The sequence below is a fragment of the Pseudomonas sp. p50(2008) genome, assembly GCF_015351605.1.
Classification (GTDB): domain Bacteria; phylum Pseudomonadota; class Gammaproteobacteria; order Pseudomonadales; family Pseudomonadaceae; genus Aquipseudomonas.
Map to the genome: position 1 here is coordinate 117,718 of NZ_JACMYF010000002.1, position 25,249 is coordinate 142,966.

The following is a 25,249-nucleotide window of genomic DNA, read 5'->3' on the forward strand; positions in this document are numbered from 1 at the left end:
CAGATCCCGGAGGTACTGTTGGTAACTTATCCACAGCCCTCGATTCGTTACCAGTTATAGGACACTGAGCCCAATAGCGTCCGGCTTTCACCCCAGTAGCAACGGCCTGCATCGTTACAGCCGGAAACGTACTCCTTGTCGAACAGGTTTTTCGCATTCACGTCGACCGTCCAGTTGCGATCGATCTGATAGCCGATCGCAGCATCCACCAACGTCACGTCACCCGCATCAAGCTTTCCGTAGAGTGAGGGCGAGGTGTACGCGAACGCACTGTCGAAATACCGCACACCCCCTCCGACATAGAGCCCTTTGAGGCGGCTTTCGAGGAAGCGGTACTTCGCCCAGACAGAAGCCTGGTTACGCGGTACACCCGTCATCTGATGATCTTTGACCAATGAAGTGGCCGCGTCCTTGGTGATTCGCGCATCGGTATAGGTATAAGCCGCCGTTACGTTCAGGTTGGGAGTCAAATTGCTGTTGAGCTCCAGTTCCACACCTTTGGAACGGCTCTCGCCCACTTGGCGATAAGTCGAGGAAGTGGCATCGAAGTAGGTGTCGTCCTTTTTACGCAGGTCATACACCGAGGCGGTGATGGCGGTGTCCCCACCGATAGGTTCGTACTTCAGGCCCACTTCGTATTGGCTGCTGCTGATCGGGTCCAGCGGCGCTCCCGAGTTTGAAATTTGCTGCACCGGAACGAACGCCGTGGAATAGCTCACATAGGGCGTCAAGCCGTTGTCGAACTGGTACATCACGCCACCCTGGTAGGTGAACTTCTTGTCTTCAGAGCTGATGTTGCTGGCCGAGGCGACTTTGTCGCGAAAATCACTGTCGACCCAATCCTGGCGACCGCCCAAGAGGAACAGCCAATGGTCGTATTTGCTTTGGATCTGCGCATAAATACCTTTCATCTGCTGTTCCAGCAACGTGTTTTGCACCGCAATTGGCGTCAGAGGGTCGCGCAGGTAGACGGGATTGTAGATATCGATAGGACCCACGAAACCGGCATTCCAGTCCTGATTGAATGAGGTACGGTCGAAGCTGCCACCGAACAACACCGTGTTTTCCATCTCACCCACCTGGAATTTCCCTTCCAGCTGGTTATCCAGCGAGTACACCATCGACTTGTTGAAACGGTCATAGGCCGTCACGTTCAGTCGCGTGCCAAATCCTGCGTTGTTCAGGTTACCCGGCCAGGTTTCGTGGCGGGTGATTCGCGACTGCATATAGCGCGAGTTCTGCCGGAACTGCCAATCGTCGTTGAAGCTGTGGGTAAATTCATATCCAGTGCTCCAGGTTTCCCGCTCGAACGTATTCCAGTCCGGGTCACCGAGCATGGTGTCCTTGGATAACTTGCCGTTCGGGTTGGTAAGCAACGTCCCGGCCGCTGGCAGGCCAAGCTCCATGTTGGTGTGATCCTTCTGGTAGTTCGCCAGCAGCGTCAGCGTATTGAAATCGTCGAAGTTGAGCGTCAGCGAAGGAGCGATGTACAGCCGATCATCCGGTACGTGGTCGGTTTGCGTATCGGCGTTGCGTCCCAGCATCACGACTCGTCCGAGGATGTTTCCACTGTCGTTCAGTGGCCCGGATACATCGACGCCTAGTTGACGACGATTGTTGGAGCCGTAGCTGAGCTGCACTTCGCCCTGACGGGCCGCAGTCGGGCGTTTGCTCACGAGATTGACCAGTCCGCCAGGCGCGTTTTCGCCATACAGCAAAGAGGAGGGGCCGCGAAATATCTCGACCCGTTCCAGTCCATAAGGCTCTGTACTGGTGTCATACCGATTGCCCTGCACCCGCAAACCATCGCGCAACAGGCCATAGCCATAGTCGGTAGCATTAAAGCCGCGGATGAAGAATAGGTCTCCGGCAAGGCTATCGCCAGCAGCAAACGGTGGCGCAAAGATCCCCGGTACGTACCCGAGTACATCCGTAAGTGTCTGGGATTTTTGATCCTTGATACGTTGGCTTGTTACGACCGAGACAGAGCGCGGAGTTTCAGACAAAGGGGTGCTGGTTTTGGTGCCAACCCGGCTGTTCTTTGCGTTGTAACCAACATCCGCAGCGTAATTCAGGTTCATCTCATTCGGTTGTGTGGCATTGATGTTTGTGGCGCCGAGTACCAGCGAATCAGCGTCGGGAACCGGCTGCAAAATGTAACTGCCCACAGCTTGGGGATCTGCCTGTAACCCGGAGCCCTGCAGCAGAATCGAGAAACCCTGTTCGATGGAATAGCTTCCCGCCAGCCCTTGCGTACGCAATTGAGCTGTTTGTTGCGGCGAGAACGACAGGATCACATTGGCTGCCGAGGCAAACTGGCTCAATGCGTTGTCCAGTGGACCGGCGGCGATCGCGTAGCGCTGAGTGGCACTGGCTGCAACTGCACTGGTGGTGGCCAGCACGCAAATCGCCGTGCTGGTCATCAACAAGCTGTAGGCAATGCAGTGGTGGGAAAAGCGCTTTCGAAACGTAGGAAGTCGCATGGGAAGTTAAGCCCTGAAGGTGGCAAAGAGCCGCGTTGATCGCGATTACCTGTAGGGCCGTGTCAGGTTAAAAAAAGATAACCCCGGCATGCATTTATTTTCTTGAGGCGTCGGGCACATCAAACGACATGGCTGATCGAGACCCAATAGCGTGTGAAATAACGCACGCTGATAGGGAGTGAAGCCTGCAGGTTCGCCAGTACCGCGTCCGTGGAGTCCAGTCGAAAGGTGCCGGAGACACGTAACCTTGAGGAGCGCTGATCACATTGCAGGATCCCTGGGCGATAGCGTCCCAACTCTCGAATAACATCGCCCAAAAATGCATCCAGGACTATTAGTTGACCATTGATCCAGGCCGTTTCCGATAAACGATAAGGGCGAGTCACACCGATACTGGCGCTGTCGAAGTCGACCCCTTCGCCAGCTCGCAGAATGCGTGGACTCGCGGTTTGATCGCCTGGTTGAATGCTGACGCGGTCCTCCAGTACACCGACACGTGTCGATCCCGACAATTGATGAACCGAAAACTGCGTTCCCAGTGCCTGGATGCGGCCGTCCTGTGTTTCGACGAAAAACGGCCGAGCATCTCCGGATTTTCCCGTGCGTACGAGAATCTCTCCCGCGCGCAATCGGATCAGTCGTTGCTGGCCATCGAACAGGACATCCACTGCCGTATGGGTGTTGAGGTACAGACTGGTCCCTTCGGCGAGCTCTATCTTTTTTCGTTGACCGACTTTAGTGGCGTAGTCGGCCCATACATTTCCCAGCGAGGTGTATTGCTGGACGTTCCAGCCAACGTATCCGGTACCGGCAAGTAGAAGTAACAGCTTGAGCACCTGGCGGCGATGATGGGTAGAGGAAAGCGCGCGCCGGGTAAGGTCTTTAGGCAAGGCGCCCAGATGTCGTTGCATTTGCTCCATCTGGTTCCAGGCCGCCAAGTGCGCCGGATTGCTCTCGACCCAATGCTGCCAAGCCTGCTGTTGGGCCTGCGAAGGCGGTTCTATTTGAAACTGCACGTACCAACTGGCCGCGGCTTCAAAGATTTTTCGATCGGGGACGACTGGCATCATGCGCTCGCCAAAATCAGAGAACATTCCGTGAGTGCGCGAATCATGTGTTTCTTTACCGTCGTCAGCGACACCTGCAACTCCAGAGCGATCTGTTGATAAGTCAGGCCATCGATCTGTGAAAGCATGAAGATACGCTTCGCTCTTGCACCTAAGCCTGTCAGGGCTTTATCCACAGCTATCAGGGTTTCGATGATAAGGGCTTTATCCTCTTCACTGATCGTGGTGGCATCGGGGCGGGAAGCCACTGACTCCAGATACGCCACTTCGATGGCTCGCCGGCGGTAACGGTCGATCACCAGCCCACGCGCCACTGTCGCCAAATAGTCTCTCGGCTCGCGAATCTGTGCGGCATTTCTGGCTCCCAGGATGCGCACGAAGGTGTCGTGCGCAACATCTGCAGCATCGCAAGCGTCGTGCAACTTTCCCTTGAGCCAACCATACAACCAGGAATGGTGCTGCTCGTAGATCTGCTGAACTGCCGCCGTATCTGAGGGTAAGGGCATAGTGGAATAGGTGAGTTAATGATAATGGCTATTATTAGCTTTTGTTTCGCCTTCTCACAATAGTGTTCCGCTACCAGGCATCGACTGCTCGGCGGCTACTTTTCCCCTCTTATGCACTGCCATGACACCGTCGGGCGAATTTTTCGTGCCCGAGGTTCGGCCAAATGGACGATTTCTGTGGATTAAGCCCTGTGAATAACCATCACTAAGGGCAGTTGATAACAGGGCCTGAAAACTGGATATAACCACCCCTGTGGATAACCACCTCTTTAATCCACAGGCTTACACCGGTTATCCAACGCGCTCATTGGCACATGAACACAGGGTTTTGAATCTCTGTACACATTGATAATAAAGGCCTGTAGACATCTACCCACAGAACATAGCCTCAGTAGAAATAAACATAAAAACAAAGATTTAATAAATTTCTCTCTTTTTAATTTCTATTATCCCGACTTCTCCACAGCTGGTTAAATTTTGTGCAAAGGGTTCTTTAGGAAGGGCGAAGTCCCTATACTTGTCGACCAGGTCCAAAAACCTGAGCTCAAACTATTCCTGATTACCTAACTGAAGCAGGCACGAGGTGCGTGGTGGATTTCCCTTCCCGTTTTGAAGTGATCGTCATCGGCGGCGGTCATGCCGGTACCGAGGCAGCACTGGCCTCAGCACGTATGGGGGCAAAAACCCTGTTGCTGACGCATAACGTGGAAACCCTCGGCGCCATGAGTTGCAACCCCGCTATCGGTGGGATTGGCAAAAGCCATCTGGTCAAGGAAATCGATGCCCTGGGCGGCGCGATGGCCATGGCTACCGATAAAGGCGGCATCCAGTTTCGCGTTTTGAACAGCCGTAAAGGCCCAGCCGTACGAGCCACTCGCGCTCAGGCAGATCGGGTTCTCTACAAGGCAGCAGTCCGCGAAGCACTGGAAAACCAGCCCAACCTGTGGATATTTCAGCAAGCTGCCGACGACCTGATCGTTGAGCAGGAACAAGTGCGCGGCGTAGTGACCCAAATGGGTCTTCGTTTCTTCGCCGATTCAGTGGTATTGACCACCGGCACGTTCCTCGGTGGACTTATCCACATAGGGATGCAGAATTTTTCCGGCGGCCGTGCCGGTGATCCGCCCTCAATCGCTCTAGCGCACCGTTTGCGTGAATTGCCGTTGCGCGTCGGTCGTTTGAAAACCGGCACACCACCGCGTATCGACGGTCGTTCCGTGGATTTCTCGGTGATGACCGAGCAAGCGGGTGATACGCCAATCCCGGTGATGTCGTTCATGGGCTCCAAAGAGCAACACCCCAAACAGGTGAGCTGCTGGATTACCCACACCAACGCCCGTACACACGAGATCATCGCCGCCAACCTCGACCGTTCGCCGATGTATTCCGATGCAGGGCTGATCGAAGGCATTGGCCCTCGGTACTGCCCGTCGATCGAAGACAAGATTCATCGCTTTGCCGACAAGGAAAGCCACCAGGTCTTCATCGAGCCGGAAGGACTTACCACCAACGAGCTGTACCCGAACGGGATCTCCACCTCCTTGCCGTTCGACGTGCAATTGCAGATCGTGCAGTCGATCCGCGGTATGGAAAACGCGCACATCGTGCGGCCGGGCTATGCCATCGAATACGACTATTTCGATCCGCGTGACCTGAAATACAGCCTGGAAACCAAGGTGATTGGCGGTTTGTTCTTCGCTGGCCAAATCAACGGGACGACCGGTTACGAAGAAGCCGGTGCCCAGGGATTACTGGCCGGGGCTAATGCCGCGCTGCGTGCGCAGGGCAAAGACGCCTGGTGTCCGCGTCGCGACGAGGCGTACATCGGCGTGTTGGTTGACGACCTGATTACCCTCGGCACTCAAGAGCCGTACCGGATGTTCACTTCCCGTGCCGAGTACCGCCTGATCCTGCGTGAAGACAATGCGGACCTGCGGTTGACCGAAAAAGGTCGCGAGCTGGGTCTGGTCGATGACGCGCGTTGGGCTGCTTTCTGCACCAAACGTGAAAGCATCACGCTGGAAGAACAGCGCCTGAAAAGTACCTGGGTTCGTCCAGGCACCGAGCAGGGCGATGCGATTTCCGAGAAGTTCGGAACGCCGCTGACCCACGAATACAATCTGCTCAATCTGCTGAGTCGTCCGGAAATTGACTACGCTGGTCTGATCGCAGTGACAGGTCGCGGTGCGGAAGATCCACAAGTCGCAGAACAGGTCGAAATCAAGACCAAGTACGCCGGCTACATCGATCGTCAACAGGATGAAATCGCTCGCCTGCGTGCCAGTGAAGACACGAAATTGCCTGTGGATATCGATTACACGAACATTTCCGGTCTCTCGAAAGAGATCCAGAGCAAGCTCGGCGCTACGCGTCCGGAGACTCTCGGCCAGGCTTCGCGTATTCCGGGTGTTACTCCAGCAGCCATTTCGCTGTTGATGATTCATTTGAAAAAACGCGGCGCGGGCCGTCAGTTGGAGCAAAGCGCTTGAGTTCGTTGGTCACCTCGCAACACGCCGAAGAGTTATCCACAGGTGCTCGCCAGCTCGGTGTCACCCTGACAGAGGTCCAGCACGCCCAGTTGTTGGGCTATCTGGCCCTGTTGATTAAATGGAACAAGGCTTACAACCTGACCGCAGTCCGGGATCCGGACGAAATGGTTTCCCGTCACTTGCTCGATAGTCTCAGCGTGATGTCGTTTGTCGAAAACGGTCGATGGCTGGACGTGGGTAGCGGCGGCGGCATGCCGGGTATTCCGTTGGCCATCCTGTTTCCGGAGTCGCAGGTGACCTGTCTGGACAGCAATGGCAAGAAAACCCGGTTCCTCACCCAGGTAAAACTCGAACTCAAACTGGATAATTTGCAAGTTATCCACAGTCGCGTGGAAGCTTTCCAGCCTGCACAGCCCTTCAACGGGATCATCTCCCGGGCATTCAGCAGCATGGAGAATTTCACCAACTGGACTCGCCACCTCGGCGATACCGATACGCGTTGGCTGGCAATGAAGGGCGTTCATCCAGCCGATGAGCTGGTAGCATTGCCGGCAGACTTCCACCTCGATAGCGAACACGCCCTGGCCGTACCTGGTTGCCAAGGCCAACGTCATCTGCTGATACTGCGCCGCACGGCATGATTGGGAACAAAAGCAAGAATGGCTAAGGTATTCGCGATTGCGAACCAAAAGGGTGGTGTGGGTAAAACCACCACCTGCATCAACCTCGCAGCATCCCTGGTTGCAACCAAGCGCAGGGTGCTGTTGATCGATCTCGATCCACAGGGCAACGCCACCATGGGTAGCGGTGTGGATAAACACGGCCTGGAAAACTCGGTCTACGACCTGTTGATCGGTGAATGCGATCTGGCTCAGGCCATGCATTACTCCGAGCACGGTGGTTACCAGCTGTTGCCGGCCAACCGCGACCTGACCGCGGCAGAAGTGGTTCTGCTGGAAATGCAGATGAAGGAAAGCCGTCTGCGCAGTGCGCTGGCGCCGATCCGTGAAAACTACGATTACATTCTGATCGATTGCCCACCGTCGCTTTCGATGCTGACACTCAACGCTCTTGTGGCTGCTGACGGGGTAATTATCCCCATGCAGTGCGAGTACTTTGCACTCGAAGGCTTGAGCGACCTTGTGGATAACATCAAGCGTATTGCTGAGCTGCTGAACCCGAATCTGAAAGTCGAAGGCCTCTTGCGGACTATGTACGATCCGCGACTGAGCCTGATGAACGATGTTTCTGCGCAGCTCAAGGAACACTTCGGCGATCAGCTTTACGACACCGTGATTCCGCGCAACATCCGCCTGGCCGAAGCGCCAAGCTACGGCATGCCTGCGCTGGCTTACGACAAGTCTTCGCGAGGCGCCATTGCCTATCTTGCATTGGCGGGCGAGATGGTTCGCCGCCAACGCAAAAACTCACGCACCGCCGCCGCTCAGGCAACTTAAGGAATCCCCATGGCCGTCAAGAAACGAGGTCTCGGACGTGGACTGGATGCACTGCTGAGTGGTCCTACTGTCAGTTCGCTGGAAGAGCAGGCGGTGCAAGCAGACCAACGTGAGCTGCAGCACCTGCCGCTGGACCTGATCCAGCGCGGGAAGTACCAGCCGCGTCGAGACATGGATCCTCAAGCGCTGGAAGAACTGGCGCAGTCGATCAAGGCCCAAGGCGTCATGCAGCCGATCGTGGTTCGCCCCATCGGCAGTGGGCGCTTCGAAATTATTGCCGGTGAACGCCGTTGGCGCGCAAGCCAGCAGGCTGGCCAGGAAACCATTCCGGCCATGGTCCGCGATGTACCGGATGAAACCGCGATCGCGATGGCGCTGATCGAGAACATCCAGCGTGAGGACCTCAATCCGATCGAGGAGGCGGTCGCCCTGCAGCGATTGCAGCACGAATTCCAGCTGACACAGCAACAGGTCGCGGAAGCGGTAGGCAAGTCCCGCGTAACCGTGGCCAACCTGCTACGCTTGATCGCGTTGCCTGAAGTTATAAAAACCATGCTGTCGCACGGTGACCTGGAAATGGGTCACGCACGTGCTTTGCTCGGTTTGCCTGAAAATCAACAGGTTGAAGGGGCGCGACATGTTGTCGCACGGGGGCTGACTGTGCGCCAGACTGAGGCACTGGTTCGCCAGTGGTTAAGTGGCAAACAAGAGCCTGCCGAACCGGTTAAACCGGACCCGGATATCGCCCGACTCGAGCAGCGCCTGGCCGAGCGCCTAGGCTCTGCGGTGCAGATTCGACACGGAAAGAAGGGGAAGGGGCAGTTGGTGATTGGTTACAACTCCCTCGATGAGCTTCAGGGTGTGCTCGCACACATTCGCTGAAACATTTCCTCATGTAGCGTGCAGTCGGAAATCACTACCTGACAGTTGAATAGGGGCAGAACCGCCCCTATACTCTGCGCGCATTTTGTCGGCACAAATTATGCCAAGTTATTGAATTCTGGCAGCCGACCATTGGAGAGCAATAGTGATGGAAAGACGCACGCCAAACCGCTTGCCGTTCCATCGCCTGGCAGTTTTTCCGGTCTTACTGGCTCAATTTGTCGTTTTGGTACTGGCCGCTTTGGCGCTTTGGTACTGGCATGGAGTCGTAGCCGGGTATTCGGGACTTTGCGGAGGCCTGATAGCCTTGCTGCCCAATGTTTATTTCGCTCACAGGGCATTTCGGTTTTCCGGCGCCCGAGCAGCCCAAGCCATCGTCCGGTCTTTTTATGCCGGTGAGGCGGGCAAACTGATTTTGACGGCAGTGCTCTTTGCATTGACGTTCGCAGGTGTGAAGCCATTGGCGCCGCTAGCTGTATTCGGCGTCTTCGTGTTGACCCAACTGGTCAGCTGGTTCGCGCCCCTGCTGATGAGAACAAGACTTTCGAGACCTTAGGGCGTTTGAGGCAACCATGGCAGAGACAACCGCTTCGGGCTATATCCAGCACCACTTGCAGAACCTGACCTTCGGTCAGCACCCAACAGGCGGGTGGGGTTTTGCCCACACCGCAGCAGAAGCCAAAGAAATGGGCTTCTGGGCTTTCCACGTCGATACACTCGGCTGGTCGGTCGCGTTGGGTCTGATTTTCGTTCTTCTTTTCCGCATGGCGGCAAAGAAAGCGACATCGGGTCAGCCTGGTGCTTTGCAAAACTTCGTTGAAGTATTGGTCGAATTCGTCGATGGCAGCGTGAAAGACAGCTTCCATGGCCGTAGCCCGGTGATTGCACCGCTGGCACTGACCATCTTCGTCTGGGTCTTCCTGATGAACGCTGTCGACCTGATCCCGGTTGACTGGATTCCTCAGCTGGCCATCCTCATCACTGGTGATGCGCACATTCCGTTCCGTGCCGTATCGACCACTGACCCGAACGCTACCCTGGGCATGGCCCTGTCGGTGTTCGCGTTGATCATTTTCTACAGCATCAAGGTCAAGGGCATCGGCGGCTTCATCGGCGAACTGACCCTGCACCCGTTCGGCAGCAAGAATATTTTCCTTCAAGCCCTGCTGATCCCGGTGAACTTCCTGCTGGAGTTCGTGACGCTGATCGCCAAGCCTATCTCCCTGGCACTGCGTCTGTTCGGCAACATGTACGCCGGCGAGCTGGTCTTCATTCTGATTGCTGTGATGTTCGGCAGCGGTCTGCTCTGGCTTAGCGGCCTGGGCGTAGTACTGCAGTGGGCGTGGGCTGTGTTCCACATCCTGATCATCACCCTGCAGGCGTTTATCTTCATGATGTTGACCATCGTCTACCTGTCGATGGCGCACGAAGAGAACCATTAAGACCAGTCTCGACTAGTCTGATGTCCCACCCGGTCAAACGGGTGGGTGCCCGAACAGGGCTATGAAACGATTTGTTTTACCGCTTTAAAATCTAAAAAACCTAAACCATACGACGTAAAAGTCGGGAGGAAAGATGGAAACTGTAGTTGGTCTAACCGCTATCGCTGTTGCACTGTTGATCGGCCTGGGCGCACTGGGTACCGCAATTGGTTTCGGCCTGTTGGGCGGCAAGTTCCTGGAAGGCGCAGCGCGTCAACCAGAAATGGTTCCAATGCTGCAAGTTAAAATGTTCATCGTCGCCGGTCTGCTCGACGCCGTGACCATGATCGGTGTTGGTATCGCTCTGTTCTTCACTTTCGCGAACCCATTCGTTGGTCAACTCGCTGGCTAATTACTCGAACCTTCGAGTAATTGGTGTGATGTGCAACGAACGAGCGAGGTGTTGGCGTGAACATTAATGCAACCCTGATTGGCCAGTCCGTTGCGTTCTTCATTTTTGTACTGTTTTGCATGAAGTTCGTGTGGCCTCCGGTCATCGCGGCTTTGCACGAACGTCAGAAGAAGATCGCGGATGGACTGGACGCTGCCGCCCGAGCAGCTCGCGACCTGGAGCTGGCCCAAGATAAAGCGGGTCAGCAACTGCGCGAAGCAAAAGCTCAGGCAGCCGAAATCATTGAGCAAGCCAAGAAACGCGGTAACCAGATTGTTGAAGAGGCTGTTGAAAAAGCCCGTATCGACGCTGACCGTGTGAAGGTTCAGGCTCAGGCCGAGATCGAGCAGGAACTGAACAGTGTCAAAGACGCGCTGCGTGCCCAATTGGGTGCACTGGCCGTTGGCGGCGCCGAGAAGATCCTGGGTGCCACAATCGATCAAAACGCGCACGCGGAGCTGGTAAACAAACTGGCTGCTGAAATTTAAGCGAGGGCGATCATGGCAGAATTGACCACGTTGGCCCGACCTTACGCTAAGGCAGCCTTCGAGCACGCCCAGGCCCACCAGCAACTGGCCTCTTGGTCAGCCATGCTCGGCCTGGCTGCAGCAGTGTCGCAAGACGACACCATGCAGCGCGTGCTCAAGGCCCCGCGACTGACGAGCGCAGACAAGGCCGCCACGTTTATTGACGTGTGCGGCGACAAGTTTGATGCCAAGGCACAGAACTTCATTCACGTCGTTGCCGAAAACGACCGTCTCCCGCTTTTGCCGGAGATATCCGCTCTGTTCGACCTGTACAAGGCCGAACAAGAGAAATCGGTAGACGTTGAAGTAACCAGTGCTTTTGCATTGAACCAAGAACAGCAAGACAAACTCGCCAAGGTTCTCAGTGCACGACTCAACCGGGAAGTGCGCCTGCAAGTCGAGGAAGACAAATCCCTTATTGGGGGCATTGTCATCCGCGCCGGCGACCTGGTTATCGATGGCTCGGTTCGCGGCAAACTCGCGAGCCTTGCCGAAGCATTGAAATCTTGAGTTTGAAGGGGCAGCAGAGCAATGCAGCAACTCAATCCTTCCGAAATAAGTGAAATTATCAAGGGCCGCATCGACAAGCTCGATGTGACCTCCCAAGCCCGTAACGAAGGCACTGTCGTCAGCGTATCTGACGGTATCGTGCGGATTCACGGTCTGGCCGACGTTATGTACGGCGAGATGATCGAGTTTCCGGGCGGCGTCTTCGGTATGGCTCTCAACCTGGAGCAAGACTCCGTAGGTGCCGTAGTTTTGGGCTCCTACCAGTCTCTGGCTGAAGGCATGAGCGCCAAGTGCACCGGCCGCATCCTCGAAGTTCCGGTTGGTAAGGAACTGCTGGGTCGCGTAGTCGACGCACTGGGTAACCCAGTTGACGGCAAAGGTCCGCTGAACAACACCGAGACCGACGCGGTCGAGAAAGTTGCTCCAGGCGTGATCTGGCGTAAGTCGGTAGACCAGCCTGTACAGACTGGCTACAAGGCTGTCGATGCCATGATTCCTGTCGGCCGTGGCCAGCGTGAGCTGATCATCGGTGACCGTCAGATCGGTAAAACCGCTCTGGCAATCGACGCGATCATCAACCAGAAAAACAGCGGTATTTTCTGCGTCTACGTAGCCATCGGTCAGAAACAATCGACCATCGCTAACGTGGTTCGCAAGCTGGAAGAAAACGGCGCACTGGCTAACACCATCGTCGTTGCCGCGAGCGCTTCGGAATCTGCAGCACTGCAATTCCTGGCTCCGTACTCCGGTTGCACCATGGGTGAATTCTTCCGCGACCGCGGTGAAGACGCGCTGATCGTTTATGACGATCTGTCCAAGCAAGCAGTGGCTTATCGCCAGATTTCCCTGCTGCTGCGCCGTCCACCAGGCCGTGAAGCTTACCCAGGCGACGTGTTCTATCTCCACTCCCGTCTGCTGGAGCGCGCATCCCGCGTTTCGGAAGAGTACGTAGAGAAGTTCACCAACGGCGCAGTGACCGGCAAAACCGGTTCCCTGACCGCACTGCCGATCATTGAAACCCAGGCTGGCGACGTTTCCGCGTTCGTTCCGACCAACGTGATTTCCATCACCGACGGTCAGATCTTCCTGGAATCGGCCATGTTCAACTCCGGGATCCGTCCTGCAGTGAACGCCGGTGTTTCGGTATCCCGTGTGGGTGGTGCCGCTCAGACCAAGATCATCAAGAAGCTCTCCGGTGGTATCCGTACCGCTCTGGCTCAGTACCGTGAACTGGCGGCATTCGCCCAGTTCGCTTCTGACCTGGACGAAGCGACCCGTAAGCAACTTGAGCATGGTCAGCGCGTTACCGAGCTGATGAAGCAGAAGCAATACGCACCAATGTCGATCGCTGACATGGCGCTGTCGCTGTATGCCGCTGAGCGTGGGTTCCTGACTGACGTTGAAATCGCCAAGATCGGCAGCTTCGAACAAGCGCTGATTGCTTTCTTCAACCGCGATCACGCCGATTTGATGGCGAAGATCAACGTGAAGGGTGACTTCAATGACGAAATCGACGCTGGCATGAAAGCCGGTATCGAGAAGTTCAAGGCCACCCAAACCTGGTAAGCCGCAGCGGGAGCCGCGAGGCTCCCGCTTGCTAACCTGATAGGTGTTACATGGCAGGCGCAAAAGAGATTCGCAGTAAGATTGCGAGCATCAAAAGCACGCAAAAGATTACCAGCGCCATGGAAAAAGTGGCGGTCAGTAAAATGCGCAAGGCACAAATGCGCATGGCTGCTAGCCGTCCTTACGCGGAGCGCATCCGCCAGGTTATTGGCCATCTGGCCAACGCCAACCCGGAATATCGCCACCCGTTCATGCTCGACCGTGAAGTAAAGCGCGTCGGTTATGTTGTGGTGAGCAGTGACCGTGGTCTGTGTGGTGGCTTGAACACCAACCTGTTCAAGGCTCTGGTCAAGGACATGGCGGTAAACCGCGAAAACGGCGTCGAGATCGATCTGTGTGTTGTTGGTAGCAAAGGTGCGGCTTTCTTCCGCAACTTCGGCGGTAACGTCGTAGCAGCTATCAGCCACCTGGGTGAAGAGCCGTCGATCAATGACCTGATCGGCAGCGTCAAGGTGATGCTGGATGCCTACCTGGACGGCCGTATTGACCGCCTGTCCGTGGTGTCCAACAAGTTCATCAACACCATGACGCAACAGCCTACCGTGGAGCAGTTGATTCCATTGGTGGCAACCCCGGAACAGGAACTCAAGCACCACTGGGATTATCTGTACGAACCGGACGCCAAAGAGCTGCTTGACGGCTTGATGGTCCGTTACGTGGAGTCGCAGGTCTACCAGGCGGTGGTCGAGAACAACGCGGCTGAACAAGCTGCGCGGATGATCGCGATGAAGAACGCTACCGACAACGCCGGTGATTTGATCAGCGATTTGCAGCTGGTCTACAACAAGGCGCGTCAGGCTGCGATCACCCAAGAGATCTCGGAAATCGTCGGCGGCGCTGCCGCGGTTTAACGGTTCAAATATTCAGAGGATCCAGCTATGAGTAGCGGACGTATCGTTCAAATCATCGGCGCCGTTATCGACGTGGAATTTCCACGCGACAGCGTACCGAGCATCTACAACGCTTTGAGTGTAAAAAGCGATGCAGGCACCACCCTGGAAGTTCAGCAGCAGCTGGGCGACGGCGTGGTACGTACCATTGCGATGGGTTCCACCGAGGGCTTGAAGCGCGGTCTGGAAGTCACCGATTCCGGCGCAGCCATCTCCGTACCAGTCGGTAAAGCGACTCTGGGCCGGATCATGGACGTTCTGGGCAACCCGATCGACGAAGCTGGCCCGATCGACACCGAAGAGCGCTGGGGCATTCACCGTCCTGCGCCAACCTTCGCTGAACAAGCGGGCGGCAACGACCTGCTGGAAACCGGCATCAAGGTTATCGACCTGGTATGCCCGTTCGCCAAGGGCGGTAAAGTAGGTCTGTTCGGTGGTGCCGGTGTAGGCAAAACCGTAAACATGATGGAACTGATCCGTAACATCGCCATCGAGCACAGCGGTTATTCCGTGTTCGCCGGTGTGGGTGAGCGTACTCGTGAGGGTAACGACTTCTACCACGAGATGAAGGATTCCAACGTTCTGGACAAAGTGGCACTGGTTTACGGTCAGATGAACGAGCCGCCGGGTAACCGTCTGCGCGTAGCACTGACCGGCCTGACCATGGCCGAGAAGTTCCGTGACGAAGGTAACGACGTTCTGCTGTTCGTCGACAACATCTATCGTTACACCCTGGCCGGTACTGAAGTATCCGCACTGCTGGGCCGTATGCCTTCCGCAGTAGGTTACCAGCCGACCCTGGCCGAAGAGATGGGTACTCTGCAAGAGCGTATCACTTCGACCAAAAACGGTTCGATCACCTCGATCCAAGCGGTATACGTACCTGCGGATGACTTGACTGACCCGTCGCCAGCGACCACTTTCGCCCACTTGGACGCCACCGTCGTTCTGTCCCGTGACATCGCTTCCCTGGGTATCTACCCAGCGGTCGATCCACTCGACTCGACTTCGCGCCAGCTGGATCCGAACGTAATCGGCCAGGACCACTACGACACCGCTCGCGGCGTACAGTATGTTCTGCAGCGTTACAAAGAACTGAAGGACATCATTGCGATCCTGGGTATGGACGAGCTGTCGGAAACCGACAAGCAGTTGGTAAACCGTGCTCGTAAGATCCAGCGTTTCTTGTCGCAGCCGTTCTTCGTGGCTGAAGTCTTCACCGGTGCTTCGGGTAAATACGTTTCCCTGAAAGACACCATTGCTGGCTTCAAAGGCATCCTCAACGGTGACTACGACCACCTGCCAGAACAAGCGTTCTACATGGTCGGCGGCATCGAAGAAGCGATCGAGAAAGCCAAGAAACTGTAATCCCGGCGCCCGGCAACGGGCGCTAATTTAGGTTGAGGCAATCAGATGGCTATGACAGTCCATTGCGATATCGTCAGCGCGGAAGGGGAAATCTTTTCCGGCCTGGTCGAGATGGTGATTGCGCACGGTGCACTGGGTGATCTTGGTATCGCCCTGGGTCACGCGCCGCTGATCACTAATCTCAAGCCGGGCCCGATCCGCCTGGTCAAGCAGGGCGGGGAAGAGGAGGTGTATTACATCTCCGGTGGTTTCCTCGAGGTTCAGCCGAACATGGTCAAGGTACTTGCCGATACTGTGCAACGTGCTGCCGACCTGGACGAAGCCTCCGCTCAGGAAGCCGTTAAGGCTGCCGAGAAGGCCTTGCATGAGCGGGGCGCGGAGTTCGATTACGGTTCCGCCGCCGCACGTCTGGCCGAGGCCGCAGCTCAGCTGCGCACCGTTCAGCAAATCCGCAAGAAGTTCGGCCACTAACAGGTCGATACTTTGTTGTGCGATTGATTAAAAAGGGTAGCCTCGGCTACCCTTTTTTCTTTTCCGATATTCATCACCTGGTCGCAGCCGCTGACCACCCAGGATTGGTAGCCAGTCATGTCTCTAGAAATCGTTATCCTCGCCGCAGGCCAAGGCACTCGCATGCGTTCGGCACTGCCGAAAGTGCTGCACCCGATTGCCGGCAATTCCATGCTTGGCCATGTTATCCACACTGCGCGGCAGCTGGACCCACAGCGCATTCACGTGGTGATCGGTCATGGTGCCGACGCGGTACGTGAGCGTCTGGCGGCGGATGACCTGAATTTTGTCCTGCAGGACAAGCAACTGGGGACCGGTCACGCCGTTGCTCAAGCGGTGCCCTTCATCGAATCCGATACCGTGCTGATTCTGTACGGCGATGTTCCGTTGATCGAAGTTGAAACCCTGCAGCGTCTGCTGAAGAAAGTCGCGGCCAAACAGCTTGGCTTGCTCACTGTGGAACTGGACGACCCGACCGGATATGGCCGTATCGTTCGCGATGCCCAAGGTCAGGTGACAGCCATCGTTGAGCAAAAGGACGCCAACGAAACTCAGCGTGCAATCACTGAAGGCAACACCGGCATCCTGGCAATGCCTTTTGCGCAACTGAGTGGCTGGATGAGCCGGCTCTCCAATAACAACGCCCAAGGCGAGTATTACCTCACCGACGTGATTGCCATGGCGGTCAGCGATGGTTTGGTGGTGGCCACCGAACAAGCTCATGACGCCATGGAAGTGCAGGGCGCCAATGATCGCAAACAGCTGTCCGAACTCGAGCGTCATTATCAACTTCGCGCCGGCCTTCGTTTGATGGCTCAGGGCGTAACGCTGCGCGACCCGGCGCGTTTTGATGTCCGCGGTGAAGTCACCGTCGGCCGCGACGTGCTGATCGACATCAACGTGATCCTCGAAGGCAAAGTAGTCATTGAGGACGATGTGGTGATCGGCCCGAACTGCGTCATCAAGGACAGCACCCTGCGCAAAGGCGTGGTGATCAAGGCGAACAGCCACATCGATGGCGCAATCATGGGTGAAGGCAGCGATGCCGGCCCATTCGCTCGTTTGCGTCCGGGTAGCGTGCTCGAAGCTCGCGCGCATGTGGGTAACTTCGTTGAACTCAAGAATGCTCATTTGGGCGAAGGCGCCAAAGCCGGTCACCTGTCCTATCTCGGTGATGCCGAGGTCGGGGCTCGTACCAACATCGGTGCAGGCACCATCACTTGCAACTACGATGGTGTGAATAAGTGGAAAACCGTATTGGGTGAAGACGTGTTCATCGGCTCCAACAATTCGTTGGTGGCGCCTGTGGATATCTCCGACGGCGCAACCACTGCAGCCGGCTCGACCATCACGCAGAATGTGGATAACGCACAATTGGCTGTGGGCAGAGCGCGCCAGAAAAATATCGACGGTTGGAAGCGTCCGGTAAAAATCCAGAAGAGCTGAGTTATCCACAGATCCGTTGGTGTCTGTCGATAACTATCGCGGGCAAGCTTTGCTCCTACAAATAGAAAGTCGTTCATTAAAGTTATGAACAACCTGTTTCTGTAGGAGCAAGGCTTGCCCGCGATGCGTTTATCCACAGATTTTTTGTCGCTTCCCGCTTGACGAAGTTTCGCCGATAGGTTTTGATTGCTTCCGTTATCTTTCGAATCGAAACTTACCAGCTCATGTCGAAGCGTAATACACCACAACGCCGCCACAACATCCTCGCCTTGCTCAACGAGCAGGGCGAAGTCAGTGTGGATGAGTTGGCCAAGCGCTTCGAAACTTCGGAAGTTACGATCCGCAAGGACCTGGCAGCACTTGAAAGCAATGGTCTGCTGCTTCGCCGTTACGGTGGTGCGATTACCATGCCTCAAGAACTGGTCGCCGACATCGGCCAACCGATCTCGAAATACAAACAGGCCATCGCCCGCGCTGCAGTCACGCGAATCCGCGAACATGCGCGGATCATCATCGATAGCGGCAGCACGACCGCAGCGATGATTCCAGAACTCGGGCAACAGCCCGGTCTAGTCGTGATGACCAACTCCCTGCATGTCGCCACCGCGTTAAGCGAACTGGAACATGAACCGGTGCTATTGATGACCGGTGGCACCTGGGACCCGCATTCCGAGTCCTTTCAAGGGCAGGTTGCCGAGCAGGTACTACGCTCTTACGACTTCGACCAGTTGTTCATCGGTGCCGATGGCATCGACCTGGTACGCGGTACAACCACCTTCAACGAATTGCTGGGACTCAGTCGAGTCATGGCTGATGTTGCTCGCGAAGTCGTGGTGATGGTTGAGGCCGACAAGATCGGCCGCAAGATTCCAAACCTGGAACTGCCATGGGGCAGTGTCCATACCCTTATTACCGATGATCGCCTGCCGCTAGAAGCACGCGATCAGATTCAGGCGCGCGGAATCACTTTGATCTGCGCTGCTGTCAGTCAGGAGAAATAGCATGTGTGGAATTGTCGGCGCAGTCGCAGAACGTAACATCACCGCCATCTTGCTCGAAGGCCTGAAGCGCCTCGAGTACCGTGGTTATGACAGCGCCGGTGTAGCGGTCTACACCAACGACGAAAAGCTGGAGCGTATGCGTCGTCCGGGCAAAGTCAGCGAGCTGGAACTGGCCTTGGAAGTAGAACCTCTGGTCGGTCGCCTCGGCATCGCCCACACCCGTTGGGCCACTCACGGCGCTCCGTGCGAACGCAATGCTCACCCGCATTTCTCTGGCGATCTGGCGGTGGTGCACAACGGCATCATTGAGAACCACGAAGCGCTGCGTGCACAACTCAAAGCGATGGGCTATGTGTTCACGTCGGACACTGACACTGAAGTCATCGCGCACCTGCTGAACCACAAACTCAAAGACCTGCCTGACCTGACCGTTGCGCTGAAAGCCACTGTCAAAGAACTGCATGGCGCTTATGGTCTGGCCGTAATCAGCGCGAAGCAGCCGGACCGTCTGGTCGCCGCTCGCAGTGGTAGCCCATTGGTCATAGGTTTGGGCATGGGCGAGAACTTCCTCGCCTCCGACCAATTGGCCCTGCGTCAGGTCACCGACCGCTTCATGTACCTGGAAGAAGGCGATATCGCGGACATTCGCCGCGATAGCGTGCAGATCTGGGATGTAAACGGTCAGGTTGTCGAGCGTGAAAGCGTCCAGTACCGCGACGGCGCCGAAGCCGCTGACAAAGGCGAATTCCGCCACTTCATGCTCAAGGAAATCCACGAGCAACCGGCTGTGGTGCAACGTACTCTTGAAGGTCGCCTAAGCCCGAACGGTGTGCTGGTACAGGCATTCGGTCCACAAGCTGCCGAGCTGTTCGCCAAAGTTCGCAACGTGCAAATCGTCGCCTGTGGCACCAGTTACCACGCCGGCATGGTTGCCCGTTACTGGCTGGAAGAGCTGGCCGGTATCCCGTGCCAGGTCGAAGTCGCCAGCGAATTCCGCTACCGCAAAGTGGTTGTGCAGCCGAACACCCTGTTCGTGACCATCTCCCAATCCGGCGAAACCGCCGACACACTGGCAGCCCTGCGCAATGCCAAAGAACTGGGCTTCCTCGCCAGTCTGGCCATCTGCAACGTGGGCATCAGCTCGCTGGTGCGCGAGTCCGACCTGACCCTGTTGACCCAGGCCGGTCGCGAAATCGGCGTGGCCTCGACCAAAGCCTTTACCACCCAATTGGTCGGCCTGTTGTTGCTGACCCTGTCCTTGGGCCAGGTTCGCGGTACGTTGGGCGCAGGCGTCGAAGCCACCTTGGTCGAAGAGCTCCGTCGTCTGCCAACTCGCCTGGGTGAAGCCCTGGCCATGGACAGCACCGTGGAGAAAATCGCCGAATTGTTCGCCGAGAAGAACCACACACTGTTCCTGGGTCGTGGCGCGCAATTCCCGGTAGCAATGGAAGGGGCTCTCAAGCTCAAGGAAATTTCCTACATCCACGCAGAGGCCTACCCGGCCGGTGAGTTGAAACACGGCCCGTTGGCGCTTGTGGATAACGACATGCCAGTGGTGACCGTTGCACCGAACAACGAGCTGCTGGAAAAACTGAAGTCCAACCTTCAGGAAGTCCGCGCCCGTGGCGGCGAGCTGATCGTCTTCGCAGACGAGAAGGCCGGCATGACCAATGGCGAAGGCACCCACGTTGTGCACATGCCGCACATCCACGACATCCTGTCGCCAATCCTCTACACCATCCCTTTGCAGTTGCTGTCGTACTACGTCGCCGTGCTGAAAGGCACTGACGTTGACCAGCCACGTAACCTGGCGAAGTCGGTGACTGTGGAATAAGTTATCCACAATCTGGTTAACGCGCTGGTTTCTAACAATAAAGATTGACACAAAACAATAAAGATTGACACGACGCAACATAGATTGACACAAGGCCGAAACCCCCGTATCTACGGGGGTTTCCATTTTTGGGCTGAGCCGTCGGTCTAGATTCTCCGCTTCTTCCCGCTCCGGGAGTAGGCTAAAGAGCGCTGTACCATCGGCAGATGGTGGACGATTTTTTCCTATAACTATTTTCAGGGCGAGGAGAGGCGGTCCCGGCGGACGAAGGAGGTAGCATTGCGCGGTCGTAGGTTTTCGTCTGAGACAGATATTCAGCGGCATATTACGAATGGATTCGGTAGCGGTGCTGGTGCCAGTTATCTGCCCTGGCTGCGCGTCCAAGACGTGCCTTCCAGAGGACGCTCCCATAAGATCCAAGGTGTGAAGATCGATCGCCTCCATCACCTCTTTTCTGACCTAGAACGCGCCTATTTTTTGGTATGTGAATTTTCGGAAGATGTTGTGGATATACGCGAGCAGTATCCATTGCTGCCGCGAGAAAGTGCTCAAGCAATCGCTAGCTCTATCGGAGTGCGATACCCCAGGTATCCGAAGACAGTGCTTCCTTACGTCATGACCACGGATTTTTTATTAACAATAAAAAAGCCCGATGGCAGCTTTAAATCCGTAGCACGAACAATCAAATACCGCAGCGACCTCGAAGGCAAACAAGCCAGGAGAACGTTGGAAAAACTTGAGATCGAAAAGCGTTTCTGGGCTGGTCAACACGTTGATTGGGCCATTGTCACTGAAGAAATGTTCAGTCCCGATTTGATCAAAAACTTAGGCTTGCTCAGGAAATTCGCTCAGCTGCCGCGCGCTTTGGTAGAGCCCTCATTACATTCAGATTTTCTGGAGCACTTAGCTAGCTGCCGTCCATACCCTTGGAGTACTGCTGAAAGTCTGCGAAAGATTGCCGCACGTTTATTTATCTCCTATCAAGATTCTCGGGCTTTATATCATCACCTGATATGGTCCAAGTCGATCAACGTAGATTTGGTTGGTACTCCCATTCAAATGACTGCACTACTACCAACCTTTGAAATCATCGAAAACCCAATAAAAATTTCACTGGCGGCGGAGGGCTTATCATGAAAGTCCAAGTCAATGATATTTTTGAACCGGTCACTGAGTTTTCCGTCGTGCCTGGTATCGTTAGGGTCTTGTATCTCAGTGAGCGATACGATGCGGTAGTTTTGATCCAATTAACGGACCCGCCACGCCAACCGATTGGTTTGGGCTTGGAAGAGCTTCGCGGCTCTGTCATAGCAGGCGATACGAAGCCATCCAAGGTTGTTACGCCTGAGTTTCTCTTAGTGCTAGAGGATGACCTGGATGAGAAAAAGAAGCGGGAAAGGGATGAAAAGTGGAACATCATCGCTCCCCTGATCGACTCAGATTACCCAGGTCAGATATTTGCTCCCGATGAGATGGGGCGAATGGTGGGCGCTAGAGCTGTTGAGCTTGGCATGCAGCGCAAGAGTATCTATCGACTTCTGTACCGTTACTGGATCAATGGCCAGGTTCGAAATGCGCTCTTGAAAAACTACGCGGGCGTCGGAGTTCCTGAGCGCAAGTATGATCCCGCAAAACCGCCCGGCAGAAAACCACGATACCAAGGTATTGCCGTTTCGCCGACCAAGCTTATTGATGCCGTGGATAAGCGCTGTATCCGTGTCGGTTACTCGTTATTCGTGGGGGATAAGACTTCTACGATAACCAGCGCCTATGTCGAGATGCTTAGAAGGTTCTACACAGCGAAAGACCTTTCGAAAAATCCAGAATCGGGTGGTCGCCTCCTACCCGATTCGGAAATTCCTTCCTTCAGGCAGTTCGATTATTGGGGAAAGCAATATTTCGACGAAGTTGAAACTGAACGCGGGCGTAAGGGAATGCGGAAGTGGCTAAAAGATTGCCGCCCCCTTTCTGGAACCGTGCGTGACTGGCTTCGTGGCCCCTGCCATCAGTTTGAGATCGATGCCACCATTGCTGACATTTATCTCGTGAACGGCTACTCCAGGCGGATGCTCATTGGACGGCCGGTGGTGTACGTCGTCATCGATAGCTTCTCCGGCATGATCGTCGGTCTCTACATCGGGTTGGAGGGGCCGAGCTGGAACGGAGCCAGGCAAGCGCTGTTCAACGCTTTCACTTCGAAGGTTCAGTTTTGCGCTACCAACGGGGTCACAATCGATCCCGAAGAATGGGCCTGTCACCACCTCCCGCATCACATCTACGCTGATCGAGGCGAGATGTTGGGGAAAGCAGCTGAAGGTCTTGCCACTGGCCTGAATATCGAGCTGGGAATCGCTCCGCCTTACCGGCCGGACTGGAAGTCGATGGTGGAGAGTCGGTTCGGTATCCTGAACGATTTGACGGGCATCAGGTGGCTACCAGGTGGCGTAGCGGCCAGGGAGAAGGAGCGTGGCGAGCGAGATTACCGACTCGACGCGACGCTGAGCATGAAAGAGTTCACTAAGATCATCATCCAGTGCGTCCTTCACTATAACCGCTTCAACCGGCAGCCCGACAGGCTCACTCAAGAGATGATGAACGACGGTGTCGACCCGACGCCGGTAGGTATTTGGACTTGGGCGTTGGAAAATGGCCACGTCGAACCAAACAATCATCCCGACGAGCTGGTCTATCTCCATTTGCTTCCGCGCGAGCAAGCAACGGTGCAAAAGGGTGGTGTGCTATTCCGAGGGATGCACTATGTCTGTGATGTAGCGATCGAGAACAACTGGTTTGCGAAAGCCCGTAGCCGCGGGGTTTGGTCTATAGAGTGTTGGTATGATCCAAATTCCGCGGCACATATTTGGATCCGGGGCGACAACAAACAGTTCATCCGTTGCGATTTGCGTAAGTCCGATCACAAGTATGCTGATTATCGATCCGATGAAATTTTCGACCTGCTCGAAGCTTACCGCCAGGCTCCACCGGCTCATAAACGCGCTGAGTTGGAGAGTCGGATTTCGCTTCTAGAGGAGGTTAATCAAATCGTCAGTGGTGCGATGGCTGAGCGAAAAGAAGAGCCAGTCCCTGCGACCAAGGCCGAGATGATTGGAAATATTCGTGAGAACCGCGCTGTTGAACGCCTCAAGGAGCGGGAGACCGCCCATGTGCCAGAGGGTGTGAGGATTGACCCGCCTGGGCAAAAGGCAGAGACCGCCCCAGAACGCTCGGAGAACTTTGCCGGCCCTCGCAGCGCTCAGGTCATCGATATGCTCAAACGACTCCGCCCAGGACAAAACTAATGAAAGGCGCCCAAGTTTTCGCAAGCTACACCAAGCAGGCGATAGCGGACTACGCGGGAAATCCGCTCATCGAAGCGCTGCCACCTATCTTCTCAGAAGAGGTAGCAATCCAACTGATCTCGAATTTTCCCCGTCCTGTTGATCCAGAAGAGCTCGCCCTTGACCGTTCGACTCGGATCCACTGTATCGACCGGTTGAGGACGGTGGTTCAGCCTCTGTTGGTCCATATTGATCTGGAGTCCGTATTTTCATTGCTGGTTCGACGAGGGTACGTCGGACGCAACCCGACCTCTCCAGACACTGTCAGACATCTACACTCGCTTTCGGGTGCACAGCGCTACCACGATGGATTCAAGTCGACTGCCGAAACGTTCAGTCTGGTTGGCCTTAGTGGCATTGGGAAGTCCACCGCCCTTGAAGCCATTTTGAGTCTCTACCCTCAAACGATCCGACACGAGCGTTATGAAGGAAAGCAGTTCGTTCATACCCAGATCACCTGGCTCAAGCTTGACTGCCCCCGAGATGGGTCACTGGCAGGCTTCTGTCAGCAATTCTTCTATGCGGTCGGGCGAGCGTTAGGTGATGAGGATTACTACAAGCGGCATCGGGCTCGGAACATCAATGACTCGTTGCAACAAATGGAGCAGGTTGCGAGTACATTTTTCATCGGCGCTCTGTTGATCGACGAACTACAGAACCTGCACCTGGCGAAAACTGGGGGCAAGGACAACATGCTGAATTTCTTCCTCCATCTAGTGAACAACATCGGCATTCCCGTGGTGTTCATCGGGACAAATTCGATGATTAGCCTATTTTCGGACGTCATGCGCAACGCACGGCGTTGCTGCGGCGTCGGGGTACTCGAATTTAAACGCTTTGAGAAGGACGATGACGAGTGGCGAATGCTCGTTGAAAACCTCTGGAGCTATCAGTGGTACCAGCAGCCGGTCGAACTGACCGAAGAAGTGTTTGATGCGCTGTATGAGCATACACAAGGCGTCACCGACTTTTTGGTGAAGCTTTTGGTGCTCAGTCAGAGGTATGCGATCCAGAGTGGTTCGGAATGCGTTACCGCCGAGACAATCGCGTTGGTGAGCAACACCAAGATGCAAATATTGAAGCCAGCTTTGTCCGCCCTGCGAAGCCGAGATCCGAAACGGATGCGGCAGTTCGACGATTTGCTTCCGATTGAAGACCAACTAAGCGACATGATGGCGTTCGATGGTTTGGCTCGGCCGGAGCGACTGGCGTTGCTGCGCAGTGTCATCAGTCGCAGCGACAATAGTGCCCCAAAGCCTAATGCGGCGCCCGTTAACCCACTCAAATCGCAGCCTCCTTCGGCGGTGGCGGTTGAGACGTCAGAGGCACAGGCGTTAAGTGAAAGTGAAGACTCCATTGAGGCGTTGAAGAGCGCCGGTTGGATAAACAGAGATCTATTTGAGTTCTCTCCGTTGTATCGGAAGGGGTGAATAAAAGGTGACG

At 55.5% G+C, this 25,249-nt stretch carries 22 protein-coding genes; 19 read left to right on the plus strand and 3 right to left on the minus strand.

Annotation, left to right across the window (positions count from 1 at the left end; genetic code table 11):
- Nucleotides 1-47 precede the first annotated feature (47 nt).
- The 3 genes from H7698_RS05635 to H7698_RS05645 form a co-directional block, all read right to left on the minus strand.
- A complete protein-coding gene (locus H7698_RS05635; RefSeq protein ID WP_194690838.1) occupies nt 48-2,483 on the minus strand; it encodes a TonB-dependent siderophore receptor in 2,436 nt (811 codons plus the stop codon).
- Nucleotides 2,484-2,602: 119 nt separating this feature from the next.
- Entirely contained in the window at nt 2,603-3,550 is a 948-nt protein-coding gene (locus tag H7698_RS05640; protein ID WP_194691114.1) for a FecR domain-containing protein, read from the minus strand.
- Nucleotides 3,550-4,056 (minus strand): sigma-70 family RNA polymerase sigma factor, encoded by a 507-nt coding sequence (locus tag H7698_RS05645; protein ID WP_194690839.1) that lies wholly within the window; start codon nt 4,054-4,056, stop codon nt 3,550-3,552. The genes H7698_RS05640 and H7698_RS05645 overlap by 1 nt, the downstream gene beginning before the upstream one ends.
- A gap of 590 nt (nt 4,057-4,646) precedes the next feature.
- Here H7698_RS05645 and mnmG point away from each other — a divergent pair.
- From mnmG to H7698_RS05740, 19 genes are all read left to right on the plus strand, one after another.
- Entirely contained in the window at nt 4,647-6,545 is a 1,899-nt protein-coding gene (gene mnmG / locus H7698_RS05650; protein ID WP_194690840.1) for a tRNA uridine-5-carboxymethylaminomethyl(34) synthesis enzyme MnmG, read from the plus strand.
- Nucleotides 6,542-7,186 carry a 16S rRNA (guanine(527)-N(7))-methyltransferase RsmG gene (gene rsmG / locus H7698_RS05655; RefSeq protein WP_194690841.1) on the plus strand — a complete coding sequence of 215 codons (645 nt, stop codon included), beginning with the start codon at nt 6,542-6,544 and terminating at the stop codon, nt 7,184-7,186. Before mnmG ends, rsmG begins: the two co-directional genes overlap by 4 nt.
- An 18-nt stretch (nt 7,187-7,204) precedes the next feature.
- Nucleotides 7,205-8,002 (plus strand): ParA family protein, encoded by a 798-nt coding sequence (locus tag H7698_RS05660; protein ID WP_007934331.1) that lies wholly within the window; start codon nt 7,205-7,207, stop codon nt 8,000-8,002.
- Between the two features lie 9 nt (nt 8,003-8,011).
- A complete protein-coding gene (locus H7698_RS05665; RefSeq protein WP_007948093.1) occupies nt 8,012-8,884 on the plus strand; it encodes a ParB/RepB/Spo0J family partition protein in 873 nt (290 codons plus the stop codon).
- Between the two features lie 148 nt (nt 8,885-9,032).
- The gene (locus H7698_RS05670) at nt 9,033-9,440 is read left to right on the plus strand and encodes a F0F1 ATP synthase subunit I (RefSeq protein WP_162437613.1); all 408 of its coding nucleotides are present in this window, start codon (nt 9,033-9,035) and stop codon (nt 9,438-9,440) included.
- A 16-nt stretch (nt 9,441-9,456) separates the two neighbouring features.
- Nucleotides 9,457-10,326 carry a F0F1 ATP synthase subunit A gene (gene atpB / locus H7698_RS05675; RefSeq protein WP_162437614.1) on the plus strand — a complete coding sequence of 290 codons (870 nt, stop codon included), beginning with the start codon at nt 9,457-9,459 and terminating at the stop codon, nt 10,324-10,326.
- A gap of 133 nt (nt 10,327-10,459) precedes the next feature.
- Nucleotides 10,460-10,717: a F0F1 ATP synthase subunit C gene (gene atpE, locus H7698_RS05680; protein ID WP_002555987.1), complete on the plus strand. Its 258-nt coding sequence runs from the start codon at nt 10,460-10,462 to the stop codon at nt 10,715-10,717.
- A 56-nt stretch (nt 10,718-10,773) separates the two neighbouring features.
- The gene (locus H7698_RS05685) at nt 10,774-11,244 is read left to right on the plus strand and encodes a F0F1 ATP synthase subunit B (RefSeq protein WP_008027535.1); all 471 of its coding nucleotides are present in this window, start codon (nt 10,774-10,776) and stop codon (nt 11,242-11,244) included.
- A gap of 12 nt (nt 11,245-11,256) precedes the next feature.
- The gene (locus H7698_RS05690) at nt 11,257-11,793 is read left to right on the plus strand and encodes a F0F1 ATP synthase subunit delta (protein ID WP_059403768.1); all 537 of its coding nucleotides are present in this window, start codon (nt 11,257-11,259) and stop codon (nt 11,791-11,793) included.
- Between the two features lie 21 nt (nt 11,794-11,814).
- On the plus strand, nt 11,815-13,359 hold the full coding sequence (gene atpA / locus H7698_RS05695) for a F0F1 ATP synthase subunit alpha (protein ID WP_008155713.1): 1,545 nt from the start codon (nt 11,815-11,817) through the stop codon (nt 13,357-13,359).
- Nucleotides 13,360-13,409: 50 nt separating this feature from the next.
- Nucleotides 13,410-14,270, plus strand: a complete 861-nt coding sequence (atpG, locus tag H7698_RS05700; protein WP_150582364.1) for a F0F1 ATP synthase subunit gamma — start codon at nt 13,410-13,412, stop codon at nt 14,268-14,270.
- A gap of 27 nt (nt 14,271-14,297) precedes the next feature.
- Entirely contained in the window at nt 14,298-15,677 is a 1,380-nt protein-coding gene (gene atpD, locus H7698_RS05705; RefSeq protein WP_150630634.1) for a F0F1 ATP synthase subunit beta, read from the plus strand.
- Between the two features lie 45 nt (nt 15,678-15,722).
- Entirely contained in the window at nt 15,723-16,148 is a 426-nt protein-coding gene (locus H7698_RS05710) for a F0F1 ATP synthase subunit epsilon (RefSeq protein WP_007969909.1), read from the plus strand.
- Between the two features lie 117 nt (nt 16,149-16,265).
- On the plus strand, nt 16,266-17,633 hold the full coding sequence (gene glmU / locus H7698_RS05715) for a bifunctional UDP-N-acetylglucosamine diphosphorylase/glucosamine-1-phosphate N-acetyltransferase GlmU (RefSeq protein WP_194690842.1): 1,368 nt from the start codon (nt 16,266-16,268) through the stop codon (nt 17,631-17,633).
- Between the two features lie 224 nt (nt 17,634-17,857).
- The gene (locus H7698_RS05720; protein ID WP_162437616.1) at nt 17,858-18,634 is read left to right on the plus strand and encodes a DeoR/GlpR family DNA-binding transcription regulator; all 777 of its coding nucleotides are present in this window, start codon (nt 17,858-17,860) and stop codon (nt 18,632-18,634) included.
- 1 nt (nt 18,635) lies between these two features.
- A complete protein-coding gene (glmS, locus tag H7698_RS05725; protein WP_194690843.1) occupies nt 18,636-20,468 on the plus strand; it encodes a glutamine--fructose-6-phosphate transaminase (isomerizing) in 1,833 nt (610 codons plus the stop codon).
- A 279-nt stretch (nt 20,469-20,747) separates the two neighbouring features.
- A complete protein-coding gene (locus H7698_RS05730) occupies nt 20,748-21,605 on the plus strand; it encodes a TnsA endonuclease N-terminal domain-containing protein (RefSeq protein WP_017341694.1) in 858 nt (285 codons plus the stop codon).
- Nucleotides 21,602-23,767, plus strand: coding sequence for a Mu transposase C-terminal domain-containing protein (locus H7698_RS05735; RefSeq protein WP_017341693.1), 2,166 nt, complete (start codon nt 21,602-21,604; stop codon nt 23,765-23,767). Before H7698_RS05730 ends, H7698_RS05735 begins: the two co-directional genes overlap by 4 nt.
- Nucleotides 23,767-25,236 carry an ATP-binding protein gene (locus H7698_RS05740; protein ID WP_194690844.1) on the plus strand — a complete coding sequence of 490 codons (1,470 nt, stop codon included), beginning with the start codon at nt 23,767-23,769 and terminating at the stop codon, nt 25,234-25,236. The genes H7698_RS05735 and H7698_RS05740 overlap by 1 nt, the downstream gene beginning before the upstream one ends.
- Nucleotides 25,237-25,249: the final 13 nt, after the last annotated feature.

What these genes read in the sequence shown, in the direction of transcription:
- H7698_RS05635 (WP_194690838.1), bottom strand. Translation starts at nt 2,483, where the DNA reads ATGCGACTTCCTACGTTTCGAAAGCGCTTTTCCCACCACTGCATTGCC.
- H7698_RS05640 (WP_194691114.1), bottom strand. Translation starts at nt 3,550, where the DNA reads ATGCCAGTCGTCCCCGATCGAAAAATCTTTGAAGCCGCGGCCAGTTGG.
- H7698_RS05645 (WP_194690839.1), bottom strand. Translation starts at nt 4,056, where the DNA reads ATGCCCTTACCCTCAGATACGGCGGCAGTTCAGCAGATCTACGAGCAG.
- H7698_RS05660 (WP_007934331.1), top strand. Translation starts at nt 7,205, where the DNA reads ATGGCTAAGGTATTCGCGATTGCGAACCAAAAGGGTGGTGTGGGTAAA.
- H7698_RS05665 (WP_007948093.1), top strand. Translation starts at nt 8,012, where the DNA reads ATGGCCGTCAAGAAACGAGGTCTCGGACGTGGACTGGATGCACTGCTG.
- H7698_RS05670 (WP_162437613.1), top strand. Translation starts at nt 9,033, where the DNA reads ATGGAAAGACGCACGCCAAACCGCTTGCCGTTCCATCGCCTGGCAGTT.
- atpB (WP_162437614.1), top strand. Translation starts at nt 9,457, where the DNA reads ATGGCAGAGACAACCGCTTCGGGCTATATCCAGCACCACTTGCAGAAC.
- atpE (WP_002555987.1), top strand. Translation starts at nt 10,460, where the DNA reads ATGGAAACTGTAGTTGGTCTAACCGCTATCGCTGTTGCACTGTTGATC.
- H7698_RS05690 (WP_059403768.1), top strand. Translation starts at nt 11,257, where the DNA reads ATGGCAGAATTGACCACGTTGGCCCGACCTTACGCTAAGGCAGCCTTC.
- atpA (WP_008155713.1), top strand. Translation starts at nt 11,815, where the DNA reads ATGCAGCAACTCAATCCTTCCGAAATAAGTGAAATTATCAAGGGCCGC.
- atpG (WP_150582364.1), top strand. Translation starts at nt 13,410, where the DNA reads ATGGCAGGCGCAAAAGAGATTCGCAGTAAGATTGCGAGCATCAAAAGC.
- atpD (WP_150630634.1), top strand. Translation starts at nt 14,298, where the DNA reads ATGAGTAGCGGACGTATCGTTCAAATCATCGGCGCCGTTATCGACGTG.
- H7698_RS05710 (WP_007969909.1), top strand. Translation starts at nt 15,723, where the DNA reads ATGGCTATGACAGTCCATTGCGATATCGTCAGCGCGGAAGGGGAAATC.
- glmU (WP_194690842.1), top strand. Translation starts at nt 16,266, where the DNA reads ATGTCTCTAGAAATCGTTATCCTCGCCGCAGGCCAAGGCACTCGCATG.
- H7698_RS05720 (WP_162437616.1), top strand. Translation starts at nt 17,858, where the DNA reads ATGTCGAAGCGTAATACACCACAACGCCGCCACAACATCCTCGCCTTG.
- glmS (WP_194690843.1), top strand. Translation starts at nt 18,636, where the DNA reads ATGTGTGGAATTGTCGGCGCAGTCGCAGAACGTAACATCACCGCCATC.
- H7698_RS05735 (WP_017341693.1), top strand. Translation starts at nt 21,602, where the DNA reads ATGAAAGTCCAAGTCAATGATATTTTTGAACCGGTCACTGAGTTTTCC.
- H7698_RS05740 (WP_194690844.1), top strand. Translation starts at nt 23,767, where the DNA reads ATGAAAGGCGCCCAAGTTTTCGCAAGCTACACCAAGCAGGCGATAGCG.